Genomic DNA, 18,466 nt, shown 5'->3' with positions numbered 1-18,466 from the left:
TCACCTTCTCGTCTTCGGCCGGACGGAGTTGGCGAGATCGACCAGCACGCCGTGGGCATTCCGGTCCGGCGCCCGCTCCGCAAGGCGGCGCAAGGACACCTCCAGCAGCGATCGCAGGCCGCGCTCGGTGACGGGCTCGCCGAGCAGCGCGCCGCCGTCCCAGGCTTGGCCGCCGTCGAGCCCGGGCAGGCCGGCCAGTGCGGCCTCGCGGACCAGTGCCTCCAAGCGGTCCTGGGCCTCGCGGTCGAGGTAGAGCTCGGGCAGGCGCCGCGCCGCGTCGGCGAAGCCGGCGCGGTCCGGTGGCCCGGACGGCAGGCGGCCGGCCCGGATGCGCACGGCCGCGATCCGCGCGGCGTCGTAGTGGCGGGAGATCGGCGGCACGGCGTCGAGCAGGGCGACCGCGGTGTCGCGGCCGTGGGTCCGCAGGGAGCAGCGGGCCAGGCCGAAGGCGGCGCTGACCTGGCCGTGGTCGCGGTGCCACACCGAGCGGTAGCAGCGCTCGGCCCGCTCGGTCTGCCCGCGCAGCTCGGCGCAGAACCCGAGCGCCAGCTTCGGCGCGATCTCGCCGGGCCAGCTGCGGTGCACCCGGTCGAACGCGGCCGCCGCCTGTTCGGCGTCGTCGCGGGCCAGTGCCAGCAACCCGTGGTGCCACGCCGCCCGCCAGTCGCGGGCGGCCTCGGCCCCGAGCTGCTCTTCGGCGTTCGCCAGTGCCGCGGCCGCGGCGTCCGAGTCGCCCAGCGCGACCAGCGCCCGCGTGCGGGCGAACGCGATCTCCACCGAGCGCTCGCCGAACATCGCGAGCTTGTCCAGCCAGCGGTGCGGCCCGGACGCGCCCGCGGCGGCGATGAACCCGGCCGCGGCGTCCTCGGGGGCGACCCGCGGGATCGGCAGCCGTCCTGCACCCTCGGCGGCACCGGGCAGGCCGAGGTCCAGCGGGCCGTCGGCACGTCCGCCGGCGACCCAGTGGTCCAGGCCGGGCACCGCGCCGAGGCCGTCGTCGAGCAGTTCCGCGGTGTCCTCGAACAGCGCCGACGGCACCGGCCGCGGCCGTTCGTCGCGCAGCGAAAGGATTTCCCGGCGCACCCCGTCGAGCTGTTCGGCCATTTCGGCCGCGGTGGCGAACCGCCGCTCGAACGGCGCGACGGCCCGTTCGAGCACCCGGTGCAGCGAGTCCAGGCCGCCGGCGACGCGGTCCGGGTCGGCGTCTTCGGCCGCGGCTTCGAGCAGCACCTGCAGCGTCCGGCCCACCGTGTGCAGGTCCGAGCGCACGGTCAGGCCGTGCCGGGCCAGCTCGTGCGCCGGTGCCTGGAAGCCTTCGGTGCCGACGCTCGGCCCGGTCGGGTCGCCGAGCGGGCGGGCCGCGCCGAGGTCGATGACCGTGACCCGCTTGTCGCCGTGGATCACGTTCTCCGGCTTCATGTCGCAGTAGAGCAGGCCTTCGCCGTGGAGGTAGTCCAGTGCGCCGAGGATCGCCCGGCCGTAGACGATCACGTGCTCCACCCGCGGCGGCGGCCCCTGCTGCAGGAGGTCCCGCAGCGACCGGCCGCCGACGTACTCCATCACCAGGTAGGTGTCCGGTTCGCCGTCGCCGCCGGGCGACACGTGCTCGACGAAATCGCTGATGCGCACGATGTTCGGGTGGTTGAGCCGGACCAGCACATCGCGTTCGACCCGCGCCATCGCCCGCAGCACGGCGTTGCCGCTGTTGATCACGCCCTTGAGGGCGACGTGCTGCCCGGAGAGCGCGGTGTCGGCGGCCAGGTACACCCAGCCGAGCCCGCCCCGGGCGAAGCAGCCGAGGACGTCGTAGCGGTCGCCGACTCGCTCGCCGCGTTTCAGCTTGGGCAGGAAGGAGAAGCGGTCGCCGCAGTTTTCGCAGAACCCCTCGGCGAACGCCGGTTCGCCGGCGTAGGCGCGGCCGACGGGTTCCCCGCAGTGGCCGCAGAACCGGTGCTGCTCGGGGTAGTCCGGGTCGGCGAGGACGAGCTTCTCCGGGTCCGGCACCTCGACCGCGGGCAGTGACCGGAAGTCCGCCTCGCCGCTCCAGAGCTCGACGCTGCGCCCGAGTTCACCACTGCGCCGGGTGCTCTCCGGAGCGGGCGCGGACGTGGACGGCGGCTCGGCGGGCACCCGGCGGCGGCCGCACACCTCGCAGAACCCGATCGGCCCGACCGGACGGCCGTGGCACCACGCCGTCGTCACGCGCCCTCCAGCCGGCGGCGGACCGCCCGCACGTACCGCTCGACCAGCCCGGCCGCGGCCTCCGGTTCGTCCGGCCGCGTGGCCAGCGCCGCCATGGCCGGCCGGTACAGCTCCGCCAGTTCCTCGTCCTCCATCAGGCCCGCGTCGGTCGCCTTGGCGTTGTAGCCGCGCAGCCGCCCGTGCAACTCGTCGTGCCGGGCGGCCAGCGCGTCGAGTTCGGCGGACAACCGGACCAGCTCCCACCGGGCCGCTTCCGCGACCCGTTCGGTGGCCGCCAGTGCCCGCCGCACCCGGCCCGGTTCGATCCGCTCACCCGCCGAGCGCAGCGCGGCCAGCCGCAGGCGCAGATCCGCGGAGCTGCCGGGCACCACCGCCCGCGAGCCGAGCCGGGCGACCTGTTCGCGGGCGCGGTCTTCCTCGTGCTCCACCATGTCGACCAGCAGCGCCAGCCGGTCCAGGCGCCGCGCGTTGCGCTCGTTCTCCCAGCGCCGGGCCAGGTGCACGCCGGGTGAGTCGGGCCCGGTGAACTGGACCAGCACGGTGGCTCCCTTGTCCACCAGCGGCCGCACCACCGCGGTGAGCACTTCCTCCGGTGCCCGCGCGTCTTCGACGCCGGTCACCGCCACCGCGACGTCCTCGGGGTGCGTCTGCAGCACGGTGAGCACCTCTCCGGTGCTGATCCCGGCGCTGACGTGCTCGGCCACCTCGACGGTGGTCTTGCCGGCCGCGTCCACGATCGCGACGAGCCGCTCGCCGGGGACCCGGTCCGGCCGGGATCCCCGGCGCTCGCGGCGCACCTGCGTCAGGAACCCGTCCCGCACGGCCGAGTCGCGGTCCCCGATGACGACGATCAGCGGGCCCGCCGACGGCCGCGGCGGCTCGCCCACCCACCGGGCGACGTCCGGCACGTGCCGGACGAGCACCTCGACCGGGATCAGGTAGGCGAGCCCCGCGCGTTCGTCGGTGTACTCGGTGACCACCATGCCGAGCACCGCACCGGTCGCCTTGTCGATCACGCCCGCGCCGCTGAACCCACGGCGGACGCGCTCGCCGGGCAGCGGCGAGTTGAGCTGGATCCACTCGCCGGCGGCGCCGGCCGGGCCGGCCAGCTCGGCGTTGTTGACCCAGACGCCGTAGCGGTGCGGAGCCGGGAAGCCGTAGGTGTGGACCACCCGGTCGCGCACCGCGCCGAGCCGCACCAACGGGGCGCCCGGCACGTGGGGGAAAGCTTCGGCGAGGTCCAGCAGGGCGATGTCGCCCCGGCCGTCGTCCGACGGCGGCACCCAACAGCCCGGCCGCACGGTGGCGAGCGTCTCCGGCATCCCGCCGAGGCCGACGAACCGGACCAGCACGTGCGCTCCCGAAAGCGCTTCCTCCCCCGCGGCCTGCACCACGTGCGCGCAGGTGAGCACCGTGGATTCGCCCAGCAGCATCCCGGCGCCCAGTGCCCGGCCCGACGAGTTCACCAAACACACTCGCCACGGTTCCGGGTCCCCCGCGCGCCCCTCGGCAGAACCGTTGTGCTCCCTCACCGGGTGCGACCTTACGACCCGGCACCGACACTCCGGGGCCGGTTCGCCCGCTTACCCCCGCAGATCACCCGATCGGCCGCGGAACTCCGCGTGGCCGTGGGGAAATCACGGGTTCACGGCGGTCTCCGGTGGGCGGTGCCCGATCCCGGACGGCACCGGTCAGGCGATCGTCCGCAGCCGGCGGAGGGCGAAGAACACCAGCGCCGCCGCGAGGACCACGAAGATGCCCGTCTCGATGCCCTGGAAGAGCCAGAACCGGTCCCCCGGCTGGTACTGCAGCCAGTTGACCGCGCCGGGGCCGGCCTCGCTGCCGGTGCAGCCGCCGGGCGGGCACGGGCCGATCTGGGCGTTCGGCAGCACCAGCTCCCCGGCCGCGTTGCGGACACCGACGTCCAGCACCCAGTTCCCCGACGCCGGATTCGGCGTCTGCCCGCCGGCCGGGGCGAACGTGAGGCTCTGCGCGGGCAGGTACCGCGGCCGGGCGAGGACTTCGATCGCGACGCGGACCACCGCGAACCCGGCCAGGGCGATCGCCATGGCGGGCAGGACCTTCCGCCAGTACGTCCCGGCGAAGACGCCCAGCGCCAGCGCGAACAGCGTGTACGCGATCGGGACGATCCCCTGCACGTCGAACGAGAGGTAGCTCAGCCGGCCGGTGCTCGCGCTCACCAGCGGCCGGAACCACCACGACACCCCCAGCGCGTACCCGACGGACAGCACAACGGTCATCGCTCCGACCAGGCCGAACTTGGCCACCGCCCACTGGAGGCGGCTCACCCCCTGCGTCCACACCAGACGGTGGGTGCCCTGCTCGATCTCGCGGGCGACCAGCGGCGCGCCGAAGAACACGCCGACCAGCACCGGCAGGACCACGAACAGCACGGCGATGGAGACCATGCCGCTGAACTCCTGCTGGAACTGGTGGCCGAGGCTTCCGCACCGCGAAACCGCCTCGGTCTGCGTGATCAGCGACGCGCTGCCGAGCGTGGACCGGCAGGCGCCCAGGCCGAGGCGGTCGTACTTCGCGTGCATCGCCAGGCCCGTGGGCACCATCAGCGCGCCGAGCGCGGCCAGCGCGGCCAGGGTGAACAGCGCCTGCTTGCGGTGCTGGCGCCAGATCAGCCAGATCATGCCGGCACCTCCCACGCGGACGCCGGGACGCGGGTCCCGGCTTCGGCGAGGTGCGCCAGCACCACGTCTTCCAGGGTCACTTCGTGCTCCGTCCACAGTGGATCGATCGGGCCGTCGCCGCGGCGGACCAGCAGCGTCGACTGGCGTTCGGTGTGGCTGGCGCGGACCACCTCCGCCACCCCGGCGATGGATTCGCTGCCGGCCCGCGGGCCGGTGAGCGTGCGGTGGCCGGCGAGCAGCTCGTCGACCGGGCCGGCCAGCCGGACCTGGGACCGCTGCAGGACGATCAGGTGGTCGCAGCTGCGTTCGAGGTCGGCGAGCAGGTGCGAGGACAGCAGCACAGTCGTCTCGCTCTCGGCCACCGCACCCATCAGCGTCTGCATGAACTCGCGGCGCGCCAGCGGGTCGAGGCTCGCGATGGGTTCGTCGAGCAGCAGCAGCCGCGGCCGTTTGGCCAGCGCGAGGGCCAGTGCCACCTGGGCGCGTTGCCCGCCGGACAGCTTCCCCACCGGCTTGTCCGGCGGGATGCCGAGCATGGCCAGCCGGTCGCGGGCCAGCGCGGTGTCCCAGCGGCGGCGGTTGATCTTGCCGCCCATGGTGACCAGCTCCGCCGCGGTGAAGTCGCGGTAGAGCGGGGTGTCCTGCGCGACAAACCCGATGTCCGGCAACGCGGACCGCGGCTCCCGTCCGAAGACGCGCACCTCGCCCGCGTCGGGTTTCAGCAGGCCGACGGCCAGGTGCAGCAGCGTCGTCTTCCCCGCGCCGTTGGGGCCGACCAGCGCGGCGATCCGCCCGGCAGGCACCTCCAGCGCGCAGTCGCGCAACGCCCAGGTGCGGCCGTAGCGCTTGCCCAGCGCCCTGGCTTCCACCGCCAGCTCCATTCCGGTCTCCCTACGGCAGGTCGTGCGGCACCCGGGTGCCGCGGATCGTGGTTTCGATGAGGGCGGCGATGTCGTCGGGCGACATCCCCGCGGTTTCGGCGCGCTCCAGCCAGGCCACCAGCTCCTCGCGCAGCTGCGCCTGGTGGCCGAGCGAGGGCCCGGCCAGGCTGCCGGTGACGAACGTGCCCACCCCCGGGCGGCCTTCGGCCAGCCCCTCGAGCACCAGTTCGCGGTAGGCCTTGAGCACGGTGTTCGGGTTGATCGCCAGCGCCTCGGCCACGTCCCGCACCTTCGGCAGCTGGTCGCCGGGCCGCAGCAGGCCGACGCGCAGCGCCTGCTTCACCTGGACGACGAGCTGCATGTACGTGGCGACCCGGGAACGGCCGTCGAGCACGAACTCGATCACCTGCCCACCCTCCTATTGTCCTACGACATTAAGACAACACCTCCCGGCGCACCGCTGTCAAGGAATAGGGTCTGGCTCGGACACCGCACCCCGGCACCAGGAGGCAGGCATGTCGTTGCTGGACGAACTCGGCAAGGCGATCGCGGGCGGCGCGGTCGAGATCGTCGACCTCACCGCTCCCTTGAGTTCGAGCACGCCGGTCCTGCGGCTGCCGGAGCCGTTCGCCAACACCATCCCGTTCCGGCTGGAGGAGATCAGCCGCTACGACGAGCGCGGCCCGCGGTGGTACTGGAACGACATCCACACCGGGGAGCACACCGGCACCCACCTGGACGTCCCGGTGCACTGGGTGTCCGGAAAGGACGGTCACGACGTCTCGCGGGTGCCGCTGAAGACCCTGGTGGCACCCGCGGTCGTGCTCGACTTCTCGGCGCGGGCCGCCGAGGACCCGGACTTCCTGCTCTCGATCGACGACGTCCGCGCCTGGACGGCCGAGCACGGGCCGCTGCCCGACGGCGGCTGGCTGCTCTACCGCACCGGCTGGGACGCGCGCAGCGGCGACCAGGAGGAGTTCCTCAACGCCGACGAAACCGGCTCGCACACCCCCGGCGTCTCGGCCGAGTGCGCGCGGTGGCTCGCCGAGGAAACGCCGATCACCGGGCTCGGCGTCGAGACGGTCGGCACCGACGCCGGGCAGGCGCCCGGGCTCGAGCCGATGTTCCCGTGCCACGAGCTGCTGCTGGGTGCCGGGAAGCACGGGCTCACGCAGCTGCGGAACCTGGCGACGCTGCCGCCGTCCGGAGTGCTGCTGGTCGTCTCGCCCCTGCCGATCGTCGGCGGCTCGGGCAGCCCGGCCCGCGTGCTGGCCCTGGTGGAGCGGTGAACGTCGCCGAACTCGTCGGCCGGACCCTGGCCGGCCTCGGCGCCGGCCCGGCGTTCGGCGTGGTGGGCAGCGGCAACTTCGAGGTGACCAACGCGCTGCGGGCGGGCGGCGTCCGGTTCGTCGCCGCCCGCCACGAGGGCGGCGCGGCGAGCATGGCCGACGCCTGCGCCCGGATCAGCGGGCGGGTCTCGGTGCTGTCGCTGCACCAGGGCTGCGGGCTGACCAACGCCGTCACCGGGATCACCGAGGCGGCCAAGAGCCGGACGCCGATGCTGGTGCTCACCGCCGACTCCGCGGCCGCGTCGGTGCTGTCGAACTTCCGGATCGACCAGGACGGCCTGGCCGCGGCCGTCGGTGCGGTGCCCGAACGCGTGCACTCGGCCGCGAGCGCGGTGGCCGACACCGTGCGGGCGTTCCGGACCGCGCGCCAGCAGCGCCGGACGGTGGTGCTGAACCTGCCGCTCGACGTCCAGGCCCAGCCGGCGCCGCCCCTGCCCGCACTGCCGGAGGTCCCCGGCCCCGCTCCGGTGCGCCCGGACGCGGCTTCGGTGACCGCGTTGGCGGACCTGCTGGCGGCGGCCGAGCGGCCGGTGTTCGTGGCCGGCCGCGGCGCCCGCGGCAGCCGGGATGCCCTGCGGGAGCTGGCTTCGCGGTGTGGCGCGCTGCTGGCGACGTCCGCCGTCGCGCACGGGTTGTTCCACGACGACCCGTTCGCGCTGGGCATCTCGGGCGGCTTCGCGTCCCCGGCGGCGGCCGAGCTGATCGTGGGCGCCGACCTGGTCGTCGGCTGGGGCTGCGCGCTGAACACGTGGACGACCCGCCACGGCAAGCTGCTCAGCCCGCACGCGAAGCTGGTCCAGGTCGACGTCGAGCAGGCCGCGCTCGGCGCGCACCGCCCGATCGACCTGGGCATCGTCGGCGACGTCGCGTGCACTGCCGTCGACGTGCTCGCGCTGACGCGGGAGAACCCGGGTTACCGCACCGGCGAGGTCGCGGCCCGGATCGCGGCCGGGCGCTGGAACGACGTCGAGCACGAAGACTCCTCCGGCGGCGGCCGGATCGACCCGCGGACGCTGAGCAGGCTCCTGGACGAGCTGCTGCCCGCCGAGCGGATCGTCTCGATCGACTCGGGCAACTTCATGGGCTACCCGAGCGCGTACCTGTCGGTGCCCGACGAACAGGGGTTCTGCTTCACGCAGGCGTTCCAGAGCATCGGCCTCGGCCTCGGCACGGCGATCGGGGCGGCGCTGGCCCGCCCGGACCGCCTGCCGGTCCTCGGCACCGGCGACGGCGGGTTCCACATGGCACTGTCCGAACTGGACACCGCGGTCCGCTTGGGCCTGCCGCTGGTGGTGATCGTCTACCACGACGCGGCCTACGGCGCGGAGGTCCACCACTTCGGCGACGCCGACCTGACCACGGTCCGCTTCCCCGACTCCGACCTGGCCGCGATCGCGCGCGGCTTCGGCTGCACGGGCGTCACGGTGCGCTCGGCGGAGGATCTGACGGCGGTGCGCGAGTGGCTCACGGGCCCGCGCACGGCACCGCTGGTGATCGACGCCAAGATCGCCGACGACGGCGGATCGTGGTGGCTGGCGGAGGCGTTCCGCCACTGACCCGGCCTTGACAACGGTCCCGGCCGCCCGGGATGCTGGCCGAGTTGTCTTACAGTCGTAGGACAGTGGGGGAACTATCCGAGGAGCTCTCGTGCGACTCTTCCTGGCCGCGCTCGCGGCCGCCGTGCTGCTCGCCCCGCCGGCGGACGCGGGCCAGCAGCGTCCCGAGCCGGCGGCGGCGGTGCTCGCCGCGTTCGACGACCACGCGATCGTGGCGAAGTCCAGCCCGGACGTGGGGACGTTCGTGTTCGACCTGATCCGCGACCCGCGGTTCCCGGCCCGGGTGAACGACATCGCGGTGAAGTGCGGCAACGCGCGGCTCCAGCCGTTGCTGGACGCCTACACCACCGGGGCCGAGGTTCCGGACATCAGCAGGGTGTGGCGGGAAACGACGCAGCCGAGCTGCGGGTTCTCGACGTTCTACGAGCAGCTGTTCGCCCTCGTGCGCCAGGTCAACACGACCCTGCCCGCTTCGCGCAAGATCCGCGTGCTGGCCACCGATCCCCCGGTCGACTGGAGCCGCGTCCACACACCGGCGGACCTGGAACCGTTCCTGGACCGGGACACCTCGATCGCCGCGGTGGTGAAGTCACAGGTGCTGCAGCGGAACCGCAAGGCGTTGCTGCTGTTCGGCCTGGGCCACCTGACACACGACGGCGGCAGCGGCGCGGTGGCCCGGCTGGAACGCGAGTACCCCGGGGCGGCGTACGTCATCGCGGACCACCGGGGATTCACCACGGACAACGCGCGCCTCGAGCAGCGGCTGGGCTCGTGGCCGGCCTTGGTGCCGATGAAGGGTTCCTGGCTGGGCTCGCTGGAGACGACGTACTTCCCAGTCAACCGCGACTACCCGCCGGGCACGCGTGGCTATCCGGGCGTGGATGCGTACCTCTACGAGGGCCCGGCGGATCTGCTGCTGCGCGAGCCGTTGTCGGCCCGGGCGGTCCTGGACACGGCGTACCTGGCCGAGCTCCGCCGCCGAGCCGCGGCGATCGACGCACCGCCGGACTCCATCGAGTGGCCGGAGACGTTCTTCGAGCGGGAACGTCGGTCGGGCGTCCTGCTTCGCGGCTGAGCCGGCCGGTTCCGACCGACCACGACTCAGAGCCCAAGACATCACATGTCTTACCTTTGATTCAGTCGAATTGGCCACGATCCGGGGACGCGGGCGCCTCCTTCGCGGACATACATCATATGACCGCTAAAGTGACGACGAGCACGAGGAGGGCCATGGCGAGGTCGTTGACCGACGAAGCGATCGACCGGATCCGGGAGTTCGTCCGGTCCGGCCGGTTCCCGGCGGGCTCCAAGCTGCCCGCCGAACACGAACTGGCCACCGAGCTGGGGATTTCCCGCAGCCCCACCCGGGAAGCCGTGAAGGCGCTCGAGCTGGCCAGGGTACTCGAAGTCCGCCGCGGCGACGGCACGTACGTCACCAGCCTCGCGCCGAGCCTGCTCCTGGAAGGCCTCGGCAACGCGGTGGCGCTCATGCAGGGCGGCAGCGTCCTCGAACTCACCGAGGTGCGCCGGCTCCTCGAACCGGCGGCGACCGGCCTGGCCGCCACCCGCATCACCGACGCGCAGCTCCGGGCGGTCGGCGAGCTGCTCGACGCGATGCACGAGGCGGTCGAGGACGTCGAACGCCTCACCGTGCTCGACGCCGCCTTCCACCGGGCGGTCGTCACCGCGACGGGCAACGAAACCCTCACCGCGCTGCTGGACGGGATCTCCTCGCGGACCCTGCGCGCGCGGATCTGGCGCGGCACCGTCGAACGCGGCGCGACCCACGTGACGCTGGCGCAGCACAAGGCCATCTACGACGCGCTCGCCGACCGCGACCCGGCGGTGGCCACCGCGGCCGCGCTGATGCACGTCGACACGTCCGAACGCTGGCTGCGCGCGCACCTGGCCGACGGCCGGGAGCTCGACGGCGGAGCGCCGTGACCGGAGACCGGTCACGGCGCCCGGAAATCCGCCAGGCAGAGACATCTCAACCGACGGAGAGCACCCAGCGGAGGTTGGGGCTGCCGTCGTCGGACCACACCTTGAGCGGGGAGCCCGAAGGCACGCTCCCGCCGCCGTCGAGGACCAGCCCACCGGCCCGGTTCGCGATCACGAAGACGCCGCCACCGGTGTCGGTGATCGACCACTGCTGGCTCGCGGCGCCGGTGTAGGCCGACTGCACCGGATTGCCGCCCGCCGTCGTCGCTCCGGCCCCGTCGATCACCAGGCCGTTGGTGCGATTGGTCAGCTTGACGAATCCGGCGTCGGTGTCCTCGATGCCGAACTGGAGGTTCGTGCTGTCATCCGGCGTCCAGACCTTCAACTTGCTGCCCGCCGCGACCGCTCCCCCGCCGTCGACGGCCAGTCCGCTGGTGACGTTGACGATGCGGAACCACCGGGCCGGGTCGAACGTCACGCGCATCGAAACAATCGCGGACGCCCGCACGTCCGGCGTGGCCACGAGGAACTTGCCCGGGGGGCCGGTGAAGTCGTCGGCCGGGTAGCCGAGGGCCTGGTAGCCATCCCCGGGCCAGATCGCGGAAACGAGTTTCGGCAGCACGGCCTTCAGCTGCGCCGCCGTATAGCTGCCGACGCCCAGCGCCGCGCTCGCACCGCCGTAGTTGCGATCCGCGTACACCTTCGCGCCGGTCGCCGGTCCGACGACCGGGATCTTGCCCGCGAACGTCAGCTTCAGCACGTAGGCGGGTGATTCGTACGGCTTCGCCGCCGGCAGGGTGACGTGCAGAGCACCGGCGTCCTGGGTGTATTTCAGCGCGCCGGGAGCACCGAGCAGTTCGACGCGCCGCAGGCTGCTCAGGTCGATCCGCTTGCCGGACAACGTGGTGAGGTCCGCCGTGGCCCCGGGCCAGGCCAGCACGGTCGCGTAGAGCACGCGGCCTGCCTTGTCGCGCGTGAACCGGAAGTCCTTGGCCGTGCCCACCTTCGGCGCGACGAACGAGCCGCCGCCCATCTTGGTCGGGCCTTCGCCGTAGACGTCCCAGACGCGCGTCGAATAGATCGACTCGCCGACACGCCCGAGGTAGGTGCCGAAGTCGGCGAGCACGGCCCGCTGCTCGGCCGGGATCGTGCCCTCCAGCGTCGGGGAGATGTTGAGCAGCATGTTGCCGCCCTTGCTGACCCGGTCGATCAGCGCGTGGATCATCTGCGTGCTGGAGTAGTAGCCGATGCCCCGGGTGTAGCTCCAGCTGCTGCTGCTGATCGCGTCGTCGGTGAGCCAGTACGGGGTGACGATGTCGGCCGGGCCGCCGCGTTCGTAGTCGGCGACCTCGCCGTTCGTGTTGAACCCGTGGTCGAAGTGCTTGAACGTCGAGACGACGTCCTTGCCCCACTTCTGCGCCTGGTTGTAGTAGCAGGCCAGGAATTCGAGGCGCTGCTGCTCCCCCACCGCGCACGGGCCGCTGTTGATGCAGTAGCCGGGCGAGTTCAGCGAGAAGTCCTGCCAGAGGATGTCGGGCTTCGCGCGGTCGATCACCTCCTTGAGCTTGGCCAGCCACAGCGCGTCCTCCTCGGCGCGCGGTAGCTGGCCGTACAGCTTGCGCAGGCTCGGGGTGGTCTGCGGCGGGGCGAAGTCGTAGAAGCCGTTGTAGTTGAACGCGTGGTGCATCGCGACCAGCAGCTTGAGGCCCTGGCCGCGGATGGCCTTGCCGAACAGGTCCAGCAGGTTCAGCCGCGGCCCGCGGGCCACCGAGTTCCACTCGTTGACCTTGCTGTCCCACATCGAGAACCCGTCGTGGTGCTCGGCGACCGGGCCGGCGAACTTCGCCCCGGACGCCTTGACGACCCGCGCCCATTCCTCCGGGTCGAACTGCCCGCCCCGGGAGACCAGCTTCGGCGCGAACTGCACGTGGTTCCCGGCCGCATCGGTGCCGCCGTCGATGAACCGGTCGTAGCCCCACACCGCAGGGTCGCCGTAGGTCGCCTTGTGGTGCTTGTTCTCGCCGCTGTCCGGGATGTACATGTTGCGGCCGTACCACTCGCTGCCGAACTCCGGAGTGGTGAAGGCGCCCCAGTGCCAGTAGATGCCGAACTTCGCGTCCTGGAACCACTCCGGCGCGGGCGGGTGCCGGTCGACCGACGGCCAGGTGGGCTCGTAGCACTCGCGCGGCGCGGCGGCCGCCGGGCCGGCCAGCGCGGGCGGCACGGCTGCTGCGGCGAGCCCGGCGGCCGCAAGGGCGCCGAACTGCCGCCGGGAGAACGGATTTTGGGCAGGGGGCGTCATTGCACTCCTCTGGGGTGATGGGGAGCTAACCGGAAACCAATCGATGCAACAGATCCGGCGGTACCTCACGTCGGAAGGCACGGAGGTTCGCCTGTACCTGGCCGGCGCTCGTGGCGCCGACCAGGACGGAGGTGACGGCGGGGTGCGCAGCGGCGAACGCGAACGCACACGCGGCCAGGTCGTACCCCGCCGAAGCGGCGATCTCCCGCATGCGCTGCGCGCGGGCCAGCAGGTCCGCCGGCGCCGGAACCAGGCACCCGGGCGGGGACCGATGAGCAGGCCGGAGTTGAACACCCCCGCCCAGCACGACGTCGACGTCGAGCCGCTCGACGAACCGGGCGGGCATCTCCCACTGGTTCATCCCGACGCCGATCGCGGAGACCACGCCTTCGTCGCGCAGCCGGCACAACGCCGGCCGCGCCAGTGCCCGGCCTCGTCGTCGATCTCCCCGAAGACGTTGCCCAAGCCCGCGGTGCCCACGCCGAGATCCGCCCTCAGGTCTGCCGCTTGCCGCTGGTGATGCGGGACATCACCAGCGCGATGAGGATGATCGCGCCGTTGAGCGCGCCGATCCACTGGGCAGGCACGCCGGCCAGGGTCAGCACGTTCTGGATCATGTACAGCAGCAGGATGCCGGTGAACGCGCCGAACAGCGTGCCGCGGCCGCCGTTCAGGCTCACCCCGCCGATCACGGCGGCGGCGAACACCGTGAAGATGTAGCCGTTGCCCTGCGCCGCGGCCACCGAGGCGAGCCGCCCGGAAAGCAGCAGCCCGCCGAGCGCGGCCAGCAGGCCGGCCCCGATCAGCACGATCCACACGATGCGATCGGTCCGGATGCCCGCGGCCTTCGCCGCGTCCTCGTTGCCACCGATCGCATACAGGCTGCGGCCGAACCGGGTGTAGCCGAGCAGGACGATCCCGCCGGCGAACAGCAGCACGCAGATCCAGATGGAGGCGGGGATCCCGGCCCAGAGCGTGGTGCCGAGGTAGAGCAGCGAATCGGGCAGGCCGAAGAAGGTCTGGCCGCCGGAGATCCCGGTGAGCAGGCCGCGCAGCACGATCAGCATGCCGAGGGTGACCACGAACCCGCTCAGCCCGAACCGGACGATCAGCAGGGCGTTGAGCGCCCCCACCACCACGCCGACCAGGAGCACCACCGGCACGGCGGTCCACGACGGCAGCAGCCCGAGCGAATGGCCGCCGCCGATCGTCAGCCAGGCCGCCACGCCCGGCGCCAGCCCGAACGTCGACTCCAGCGAGAGGTCCATCTTGCCCACGACCAGGACCATCGTCTGGGCGAGCACCAGCAGGGCGATCTCCGACATCGTCTGCAGGATGTTGATCACGTTGTCGTACTGGAGGAACACCGGGTTCACCAGCTGGCCGACGACGGCGATCGCGATGATCCCGGGCACCAGCGCGAAGTCGCGCAGCCGGGCCAGCGCGATCCGCCGGGGTGCGGCGGGAGATCCGGTCCGCGGCGGGAGGCCCACCGCGGCGGGGCTTTCAGGCATCGAGGTCGACTCCTTCCATGGCGGCCACGACCTCGCGGTCCTGCCAGCCTGCGGGCAATTCGGTGGCGACGTGGCCGTGGACCACGACCAGCAGCCGGTCGCACAGGCGCAGGTCGTCCAGCTCGTCCGAGGCGATCAGCACCGCGGTGCCCGCCGCGGCGGCCTCCGCGACCTTGCCCAGGAGGAACTCCTTCGACCGCACGTCGACCCCGGCGGTGGGGGTGATCAGCACGAGCAGGCGCGGCTCGCCGGCCAGTGCCCTGGCCATGACGACCTTCTGCTGGTTGCCGCCGGACAGCGCCGACACCGGCAGGGCGGGACCGGGGGTCTTCACCGCCAGCCGCGTGATCAGCCGGCCGGCGAGCCGGTCGCGCAGGCCGGACCGGACGAAGATGCCGGGGCCGAGCCGGTCCATGACGCTCATCGTGGTGTTGTCCGCAATGGACATCTCTGGCACGAAACCCTGGCGGTGGCGGTCTTCCGGGACGAACCCGACGCCCGCGGCCAGCGCCGACGGGACGTCGCCGGGCCGGGGCCGCCGGTCCTCGACGGAGACCGTGCCGGTGGTGGGTCTGCGCAGCCCGGCCAGCGCCTCGGCGAGCTCGGTCTTGCCGCTGCCGCCCGACCCGGCCAGCCCGACGATCTCCCCCGGTGCGACGTCGAACGACACGTCCTCGAAGTACGGGGCGAGGCACAGGTCCTCCACCCGGAGCACGGGTTCGGCACCGTGCCGGGCCGACGACGTCCGCTCCTGCACCGCGACGGCGTTTTCGCCGGTCATCGCCGCCACGAGCTCGGCCTTCGGCAGCTCGGCGACCGGCGCGGTGAGGACGTGCCGGGCGTCCCGGTACACCGTCACCGCGTCGCAGATTTCGTACACCTCCTGCAGGTGGTGGCTGATGAACAGGAAGGTGACGCCCTGCCGCTGCAGTTCGGCGATGTGCCCGAACAGCCGGGTGATGGCGGCCCCGTCGAGCTGCGCGGTCGGCTCGTCGAGGATGACGAACCGGGCGCCGAACGACAGCGCCCGCGCGATCTCGACGAACTGCCGCTGCTCGACGCTCAGCTCGCGGGCCGGCCGGTGCACGTCGACGTCCACCGACCAGCGTTCGAGCAGGGCGGCGGCCGACCGGCGCAGCGCCGCCCAGCGGACGAACCCGCCGCGGGTCTCCTGCCGGTTGAGGAACAGGTTCTCCGCCACCGACAGCTCGGGGATGATCGTCGACCGCTGGTACACGCAGGCCACCCGGGCCCGCCAGGCGTCCCGGTCGGACGGCGCCGGGGCCGGTTCCCCGTTCAGCCGCACGGTTCCGGCGTCCGGCTGGGTCAGTCCGGTGAGGACGGACACCAGCGTCGACTTGCCGGCCCCGTTGCGGCCGACCAGCGCGTGCGTTTGTCCGGGCAGGACGGTCAGGTCGGCGTGGTCCAGTGCGACCGTGGCGCCGTAGCGCTTGACCACGCCGCGGGCCTCGACGACCGGGACGGTGCTCATGTTCGCTCCCTCTCCGCGGCGCGTCAGCTCTTGCTGTTGCCCCACAGGGACTGGTCGTCGACCTTGACGCTGCGCACCGGCCCGAAGGTCCCGCCGTCCGCGGTGACCAGCGGCGCGGCCAGCTGGTCCTCCATCAGGCCGTCGCGGACCTGGATGATGGTGCTGTCGTGGTCGGTCCGGCCCGGCACCGGCGTCTTCCCGGCGATCGCGTCCTTGACGTACTGCAGGGCGTACTTGGCGAACAGGTCCGCCGGCTGCGAAACGGTCGCGTCCATTTCCCCCGCCCGGATCTTGGCGAGTTCCTCGGGGATGCCGTCGTTGGAGACGATGAACACGTGCTTCGGATCGCTCGCCGGGACCGACAGGCCGCGCTGCTTGAGCAGCTGCAGCGTGCCGGACAGCGCGAAGCTGGACTGCATGTAGACGCCCTTGATGTCCGGGTTCGCGGTCAGCCGGGTCTGCAGCTTCTGGGCGGCCGTGCCGGCGTCCCAGTTGGTGGCCTCGCCGAACACCGTGATGCCCGGGAAGTCCTTCTTCATGCAGTCGTTGAACGCCTCGGTGCGGTCCCGGCCGTTGATCGACGCGAGGTCGCCCTGCAGCATGACGACCTTGCCGTTGCCGCCGAGCTTGGCCCCGAGGAAGCGGCAGGCCTTCTCGCCGTAGGCGCGGTTGTCGGCCCGGACGACCATGTAGACGTTGCCCTGGTCGGGCCGGGTGTCGACGGACACGACCGGGATCTTCTTGCCCGCCAGCTGCTGCAGCGTCGGGATGATCGCCGCGGTGTCCTGCGGCGCCATCACCACGCCCTTGACGCCCTGGCTGATCATCGTCTGCACGTTGGCCGTCAGCGTGGCCACGTCGTTCTGCGAGTTCGTGGTCTTGAGGTCGAGGCCGAGCTCCCCGGCGAACTGGGGCACGTACTTGATGTAGGCGTTCCAGAAGTCGGTGTCCGAGCGCGGGTAGTCGACCCCCACGACGGTGCCCCCCGAAGCGCCGGTCGAGCCGCCGCCACTGCATCCGGCCAGTGCGGCCGCGGTCAGGACGCCGGCGGTGACGACCGCGGTGACGCGCAGGTGCTGGAACTTCATGACCTCTCCTCGTTGCCGGGTTTCGGGCGGAGCCGCAGGCCGGACGTACCGCCGTCCACGGCGAGATCGGTGCCGGTGGCGGCGCCGGAAGCCGGTCACGCGACCACCACCGCGTCCCGCTGCCAGACCGGGCCGTCGGGGAACCGGTACCGCGCCACGGATTCCGGGTGCAGCCGCGCGCCGAGTCCCGGCTCGAGCGGGGCCAGGTAGCGGCCCCGTTCGATCCGGACCGGGTCGACGAAGTGCTCGTGCAGGTGGTCGACGTACTCGATGACCCGGTCCTGCCTGCTGCCGCTCACCGCGACGAAGTCGAACATCGCCAGGTGCTGCACCATCTCGCACAGCCCGACCCCGCCGGCGTGCGGGCACACCGGGACGCCGAACTTCGCGGCCAGCAACAGGATCGCGATGTTCTCGGTGACCCCGGCGACCCGGCTCGCGTCGAGCTGGAGCACGTCGATCGCCTCCGCCTGCAGCAGCTGCTTGAACATCACCGCGTTGTGGGTGTGCTCGCCGGTGGCCACCTTGATCGGGGCGACCGCCCGGCGGATCGCCGCGTGGCCGAGCACGTCGTCGGGCGAGGTCGGCTCCTCGATCCAGTACGGGTCGAACTCCGCCAGCGGGCGCAGCCATTCGATGGCCTGGCCGACACCCCACGCCTGGTTGGCGTCGATGGCGATCCGGACGTCCGGCCCGACGACGTCGCGCGCCAGCCGCAGCCGGCGGACGTCGTCGTCGAGGTCGGCGCCGACCTTGAGCTTGATCTGGGTGAACCCGTCCCGGACCGCCTCCGCCGCGAGCGTCGCCAGCTTCTCCGGCGAGTACCCGAGCCAGCCGGGAGTCGTGGTGTAGGCGGGAAAACCGGTTTCCAGGAGTTCGGACTGCCGCGCCGCGCGGCCCGGTTCGGCGCGGCGGAGGATGTCCAGTGCTTCGTCGCGGGTCAGTGCGTCCCGCAGGTACCGGAAGTCGACCAGGCCGACCAGCTCCTCCGGCGGCAGCTCGGCCAGCAGCCGCCAGACCGGCTTGCCTTCGCGGCGGGCCCGCAGGTCCCACGCCGCGTTGACGATCGCGGCCGCGGCCATGTGGATCGCGCCCTTGTCCGGGCCCAGCCACCGGAGCTGGCTGTCCCCGGTCAGCCGCCGGGAAAACCCGCCGAGGTCGGCCAGCGCGTCGGCCACCGGCATCCCGGCGACCAGCGGCACGAGCGCCCGGACGGCGGCGACCTCGACGTCGTTGCCGCGGCCCACGGTGAAGGCGAGCCCGTAGCCCTCGTCGCCGGCACTCGTGCGGATGGTCACGTACGCCGCCGAGTAGTCGGGTTCCGGGTTCATCGCGTCGGATCCGTCCAAGCTCAGCGAAGTCGGGAAGCGCACGTCCACGGCATCGATGGCGCTGATCACTTCGGCCAACGGAGCCACCTCTCATCGGCACAGACAACATATGTATGGCTACGCGCAGCCCCGGGGATTGTCCAGCGT

General features: G+C 72.5%; 15 protein-coding genes. 4 read left to right on the top strand and 11 right to left on the bottom strand.

Annotated features, from left to right (window positions below):
• The 5 genes from ACLJQE_RS36880 to ACLJQE_RS36860 form a co-directional block, all read right to left on the bottom strand.
• Entirely contained in the window at positions 1-2,202 is a 2,202-nt protein-coding gene (locus ACLJQE_RS36880) for a tetratricopeptide repeat protein (protein ID WP_410644208.1), read from the bottom strand.
• Positions 2,199-3,668, bottom strand: coding sequence for a trypsin-like peptidase domain-containing protein (locus ACLJQE_RS36875; RefSeq protein ID WP_410644207.1), 1,470 nt, complete (start codon positions 3,666-3,668; stop codon positions 2,199-2,201). The genes ACLJQE_RS36880 and ACLJQE_RS36875 overlap by 4 nt, the downstream gene beginning before the upstream one ends.
• 225 nt (positions 3,669-3,893) lie before the next feature.
• The gene (locus ACLJQE_RS36870) at positions 3,894-4,865 is read right to left on the bottom strand and encodes an ABC transporter permease (protein ID WP_410644206.1); all 972 of its coding nucleotides are present in this window, start codon (positions 4,863-4,865) and stop codon (positions 3,894-3,896) included.
• Positions 4,862-5,746 (bottom strand): ABC transporter ATP-binding protein, encoded by an 885-nt coding sequence (locus ACLJQE_RS36865; RefSeq protein ID WP_410644205.1) that lies wholly within the window; start codon positions 5,744-5,746, stop codon positions 4,862-4,864. Before ACLJQE_RS36865 ends, ACLJQE_RS36870 begins: the two co-directional genes overlap by 4 nt.
• A gap of 10 nt (positions 5,747-5,756) precedes the next feature.
• Entirely contained in the window at positions 5,757-6,152 is a 396-nt protein-coding gene (locus ACLJQE_RS36860; RefSeq protein ID WP_410644203.1) for a GntR family transcriptional regulator, read from the bottom strand.
• A gap of 109 nt (positions 6,153-6,261) precedes the next feature.
• On the opposite strand from ACLJQE_RS36860, the gene ACLJQE_RS36855 reads away from it, so the two are divergent.
• The 4 genes from ACLJQE_RS36855 (at position 6,262) to ACLJQE_RS36840 (ending at position 10,595) form a co-directional block, all read left to right on the top strand.
• Positions 6,262-7,035, top strand: coding sequence for a cyclase family protein (locus tag ACLJQE_RS36855; RefSeq protein WP_410644202.1), 774 nt, complete (start codon positions 6,262-6,264; stop codon positions 7,033-7,035).
• A complete protein-coding gene (locus ACLJQE_RS36850; RefSeq protein WP_410644201.1) occupies positions 7,032-8,651 on the top strand; it encodes a thiamine pyrophosphate-binding protein in 1,620 nt (539 codons plus the stop codon). The genes ACLJQE_RS36855 and ACLJQE_RS36850 overlap by 4 nt, the downstream gene beginning before the upstream one ends.
• Before the next feature lie 91 nt (positions 8,652-8,742).
• Positions 8,743-9,726 (top strand): hypothetical protein, encoded by a 984-nt coding sequence (locus tag ACLJQE_RS36845; protein WP_410644199.1) that lies wholly within the window; start codon positions 8,743-8,745, stop codon positions 9,724-9,726.
• 155 nt (positions 9,727-9,881) lie between these two features.
• Positions 9,882-10,595 (top strand): FadR/GntR family transcriptional regulator, encoded by a 714-nt coding sequence (locus ACLJQE_RS36840; RefSeq protein WP_410644198.1) that lies wholly within the window; start codon positions 9,882-9,884, stop codon positions 10,593-10,595.
• Between the two features lie 46 nt (positions 10,596-10,641).
• On the opposite strand, the gene ACLJQE_RS36835 is transcribed toward ACLJQE_RS36840, so the two are convergent.
• From ACLJQE_RS36835 to ACLJQE_RS36810, 6 genes are all read right to left on the bottom strand, one after another.
• The gene (locus ACLJQE_RS36835; RefSeq protein WP_410644197.1) at positions 10,642-12,894 is read right to left on the bottom strand and encodes an alpha-L-fucosidase; all 2,253 of its coding nucleotides are present in this window, start codon (positions 12,892-12,894) and stop codon (positions 10,642-10,644) included.
• 25 nt (positions 12,895-12,919) lie between these two features.
• On the bottom strand, positions 12,920-13,279 hold the full coding sequence (locus ACLJQE_RS36830; RefSeq protein ID WP_410644196.1) for an aldo/keto reductase: 360 nt from the start codon (positions 13,277-13,279) through the stop codon (positions 12,920-12,922).
• A 109-nt stretch (positions 13,280-13,388) separates the two neighbouring features.
• Entirely contained in the window at positions 13,389-14,408 is a 1,020-nt protein-coding gene (locus ACLJQE_RS36825) for an ABC transporter permease (protein ID WP_410644195.1), read from the bottom strand.
• Positions 14,401-15,900, bottom strand: a complete 1,500-nt coding sequence (locus ACLJQE_RS36820) for a sugar ABC transporter ATP-binding protein (RefSeq protein WP_410644194.1) — start codon at positions 15,898-15,900, stop codon at positions 14,401-14,403. Before ACLJQE_RS36820 ends, ACLJQE_RS36825 begins: the two co-directional genes overlap by 8 nt.
• A 23-nt stretch (positions 15,901-15,923) precedes the next feature.
• A complete protein-coding gene (locus ACLJQE_RS36815) occupies positions 15,924-16,988 on the bottom strand; it encodes a sugar ABC transporter substrate-binding protein (RefSeq protein ID WP_410644193.1) in 1,065 nt (354 codons plus the stop codon).
• 95 nt (positions 16,989-17,083) lie between these two features.
• Positions 17,084-18,406 carry an enolase C-terminal domain-like protein gene (locus ACLJQE_RS36810; RefSeq protein ID WP_410644191.1) on the bottom strand — a complete coding sequence of 441 codons (1,323 nt, stop codon included), beginning with the start codon at positions 18,404-18,406 and terminating at the stop codon, positions 17,084-17,086.
• Positions 18,407-18,466: the final 60 nt, after the last annotated feature.

It is taken from the genome of Amycolatopsis sp. lyj-346 (genome assembly GCF_046548975.1).
Taxonomy (GTDB): domain Bacteria; phylum Actinomycetota; class Actinomycetes; order Mycobacteriales; family Pseudonocardiaceae; genus Amycolatopsis.
This window is presented reverse-complemented; position numbering and strand designations above follow the sequence as displayed.

Bases quoted from the DNA above. Each gene is read 5' to 3' on its own strand.
- ACLJQE_RS36870 (WP_410644206.1), bottom strand. From the start codon at position 4,865: ATGATCTGGCTGATCTGGCGCCAGCACCGCAAGCAGGCGCTGTTCACC.
- ACLJQE_RS36865 (WP_410644205.1), bottom strand. From the start codon at position 5,746: ATGGAGCTGGCGGTGGAAGCCAGGGCGCTGGGCAAGCGCTACGGCCGC.
- ACLJQE_RS36855 (WP_410644202.1), top strand. From the start codon at position 6,262: ATGTCGTTGCTGGACGAACTCGGCAAGGCGATCGCGGGCGGCGCGGTC.
- ACLJQE_RS36840 (WP_410644198.1), top strand. From the start codon at position 9,882: ATGGCGAGGTCGTTGACCGACGAAGCGATCGACCGGATCCGGGAGTTC.
- ACLJQE_RS36835 (WP_410644197.1), bottom strand. From the start codon at position 12,894: ATGACGCCCCCTGCCCAAAATCCGTTCTCCCGGCGGCAGTTCGGCGCC.
- ACLJQE_RS36825 (WP_410644195.1), bottom strand. From the start codon at position 14,408: ATGCCTGAAAGCCCCGCCGCGGTGGGCCTCCCGCCGCGGACCGGATCT.
- ACLJQE_RS36820 (WP_410644194.1), bottom strand. From the start codon at position 15,900: ATGAGCACCGTCCCGGTCGTCGAGGCCCGCGGCGTGGTCAAGCGCTAC.
- ACLJQE_RS36815 (WP_410644193.1), bottom strand. From the start codon at position 16,988: ATGAAGTTCCAGCACCTGCGCGTCACCGCGGTCGTCACCGCCGGCGTC.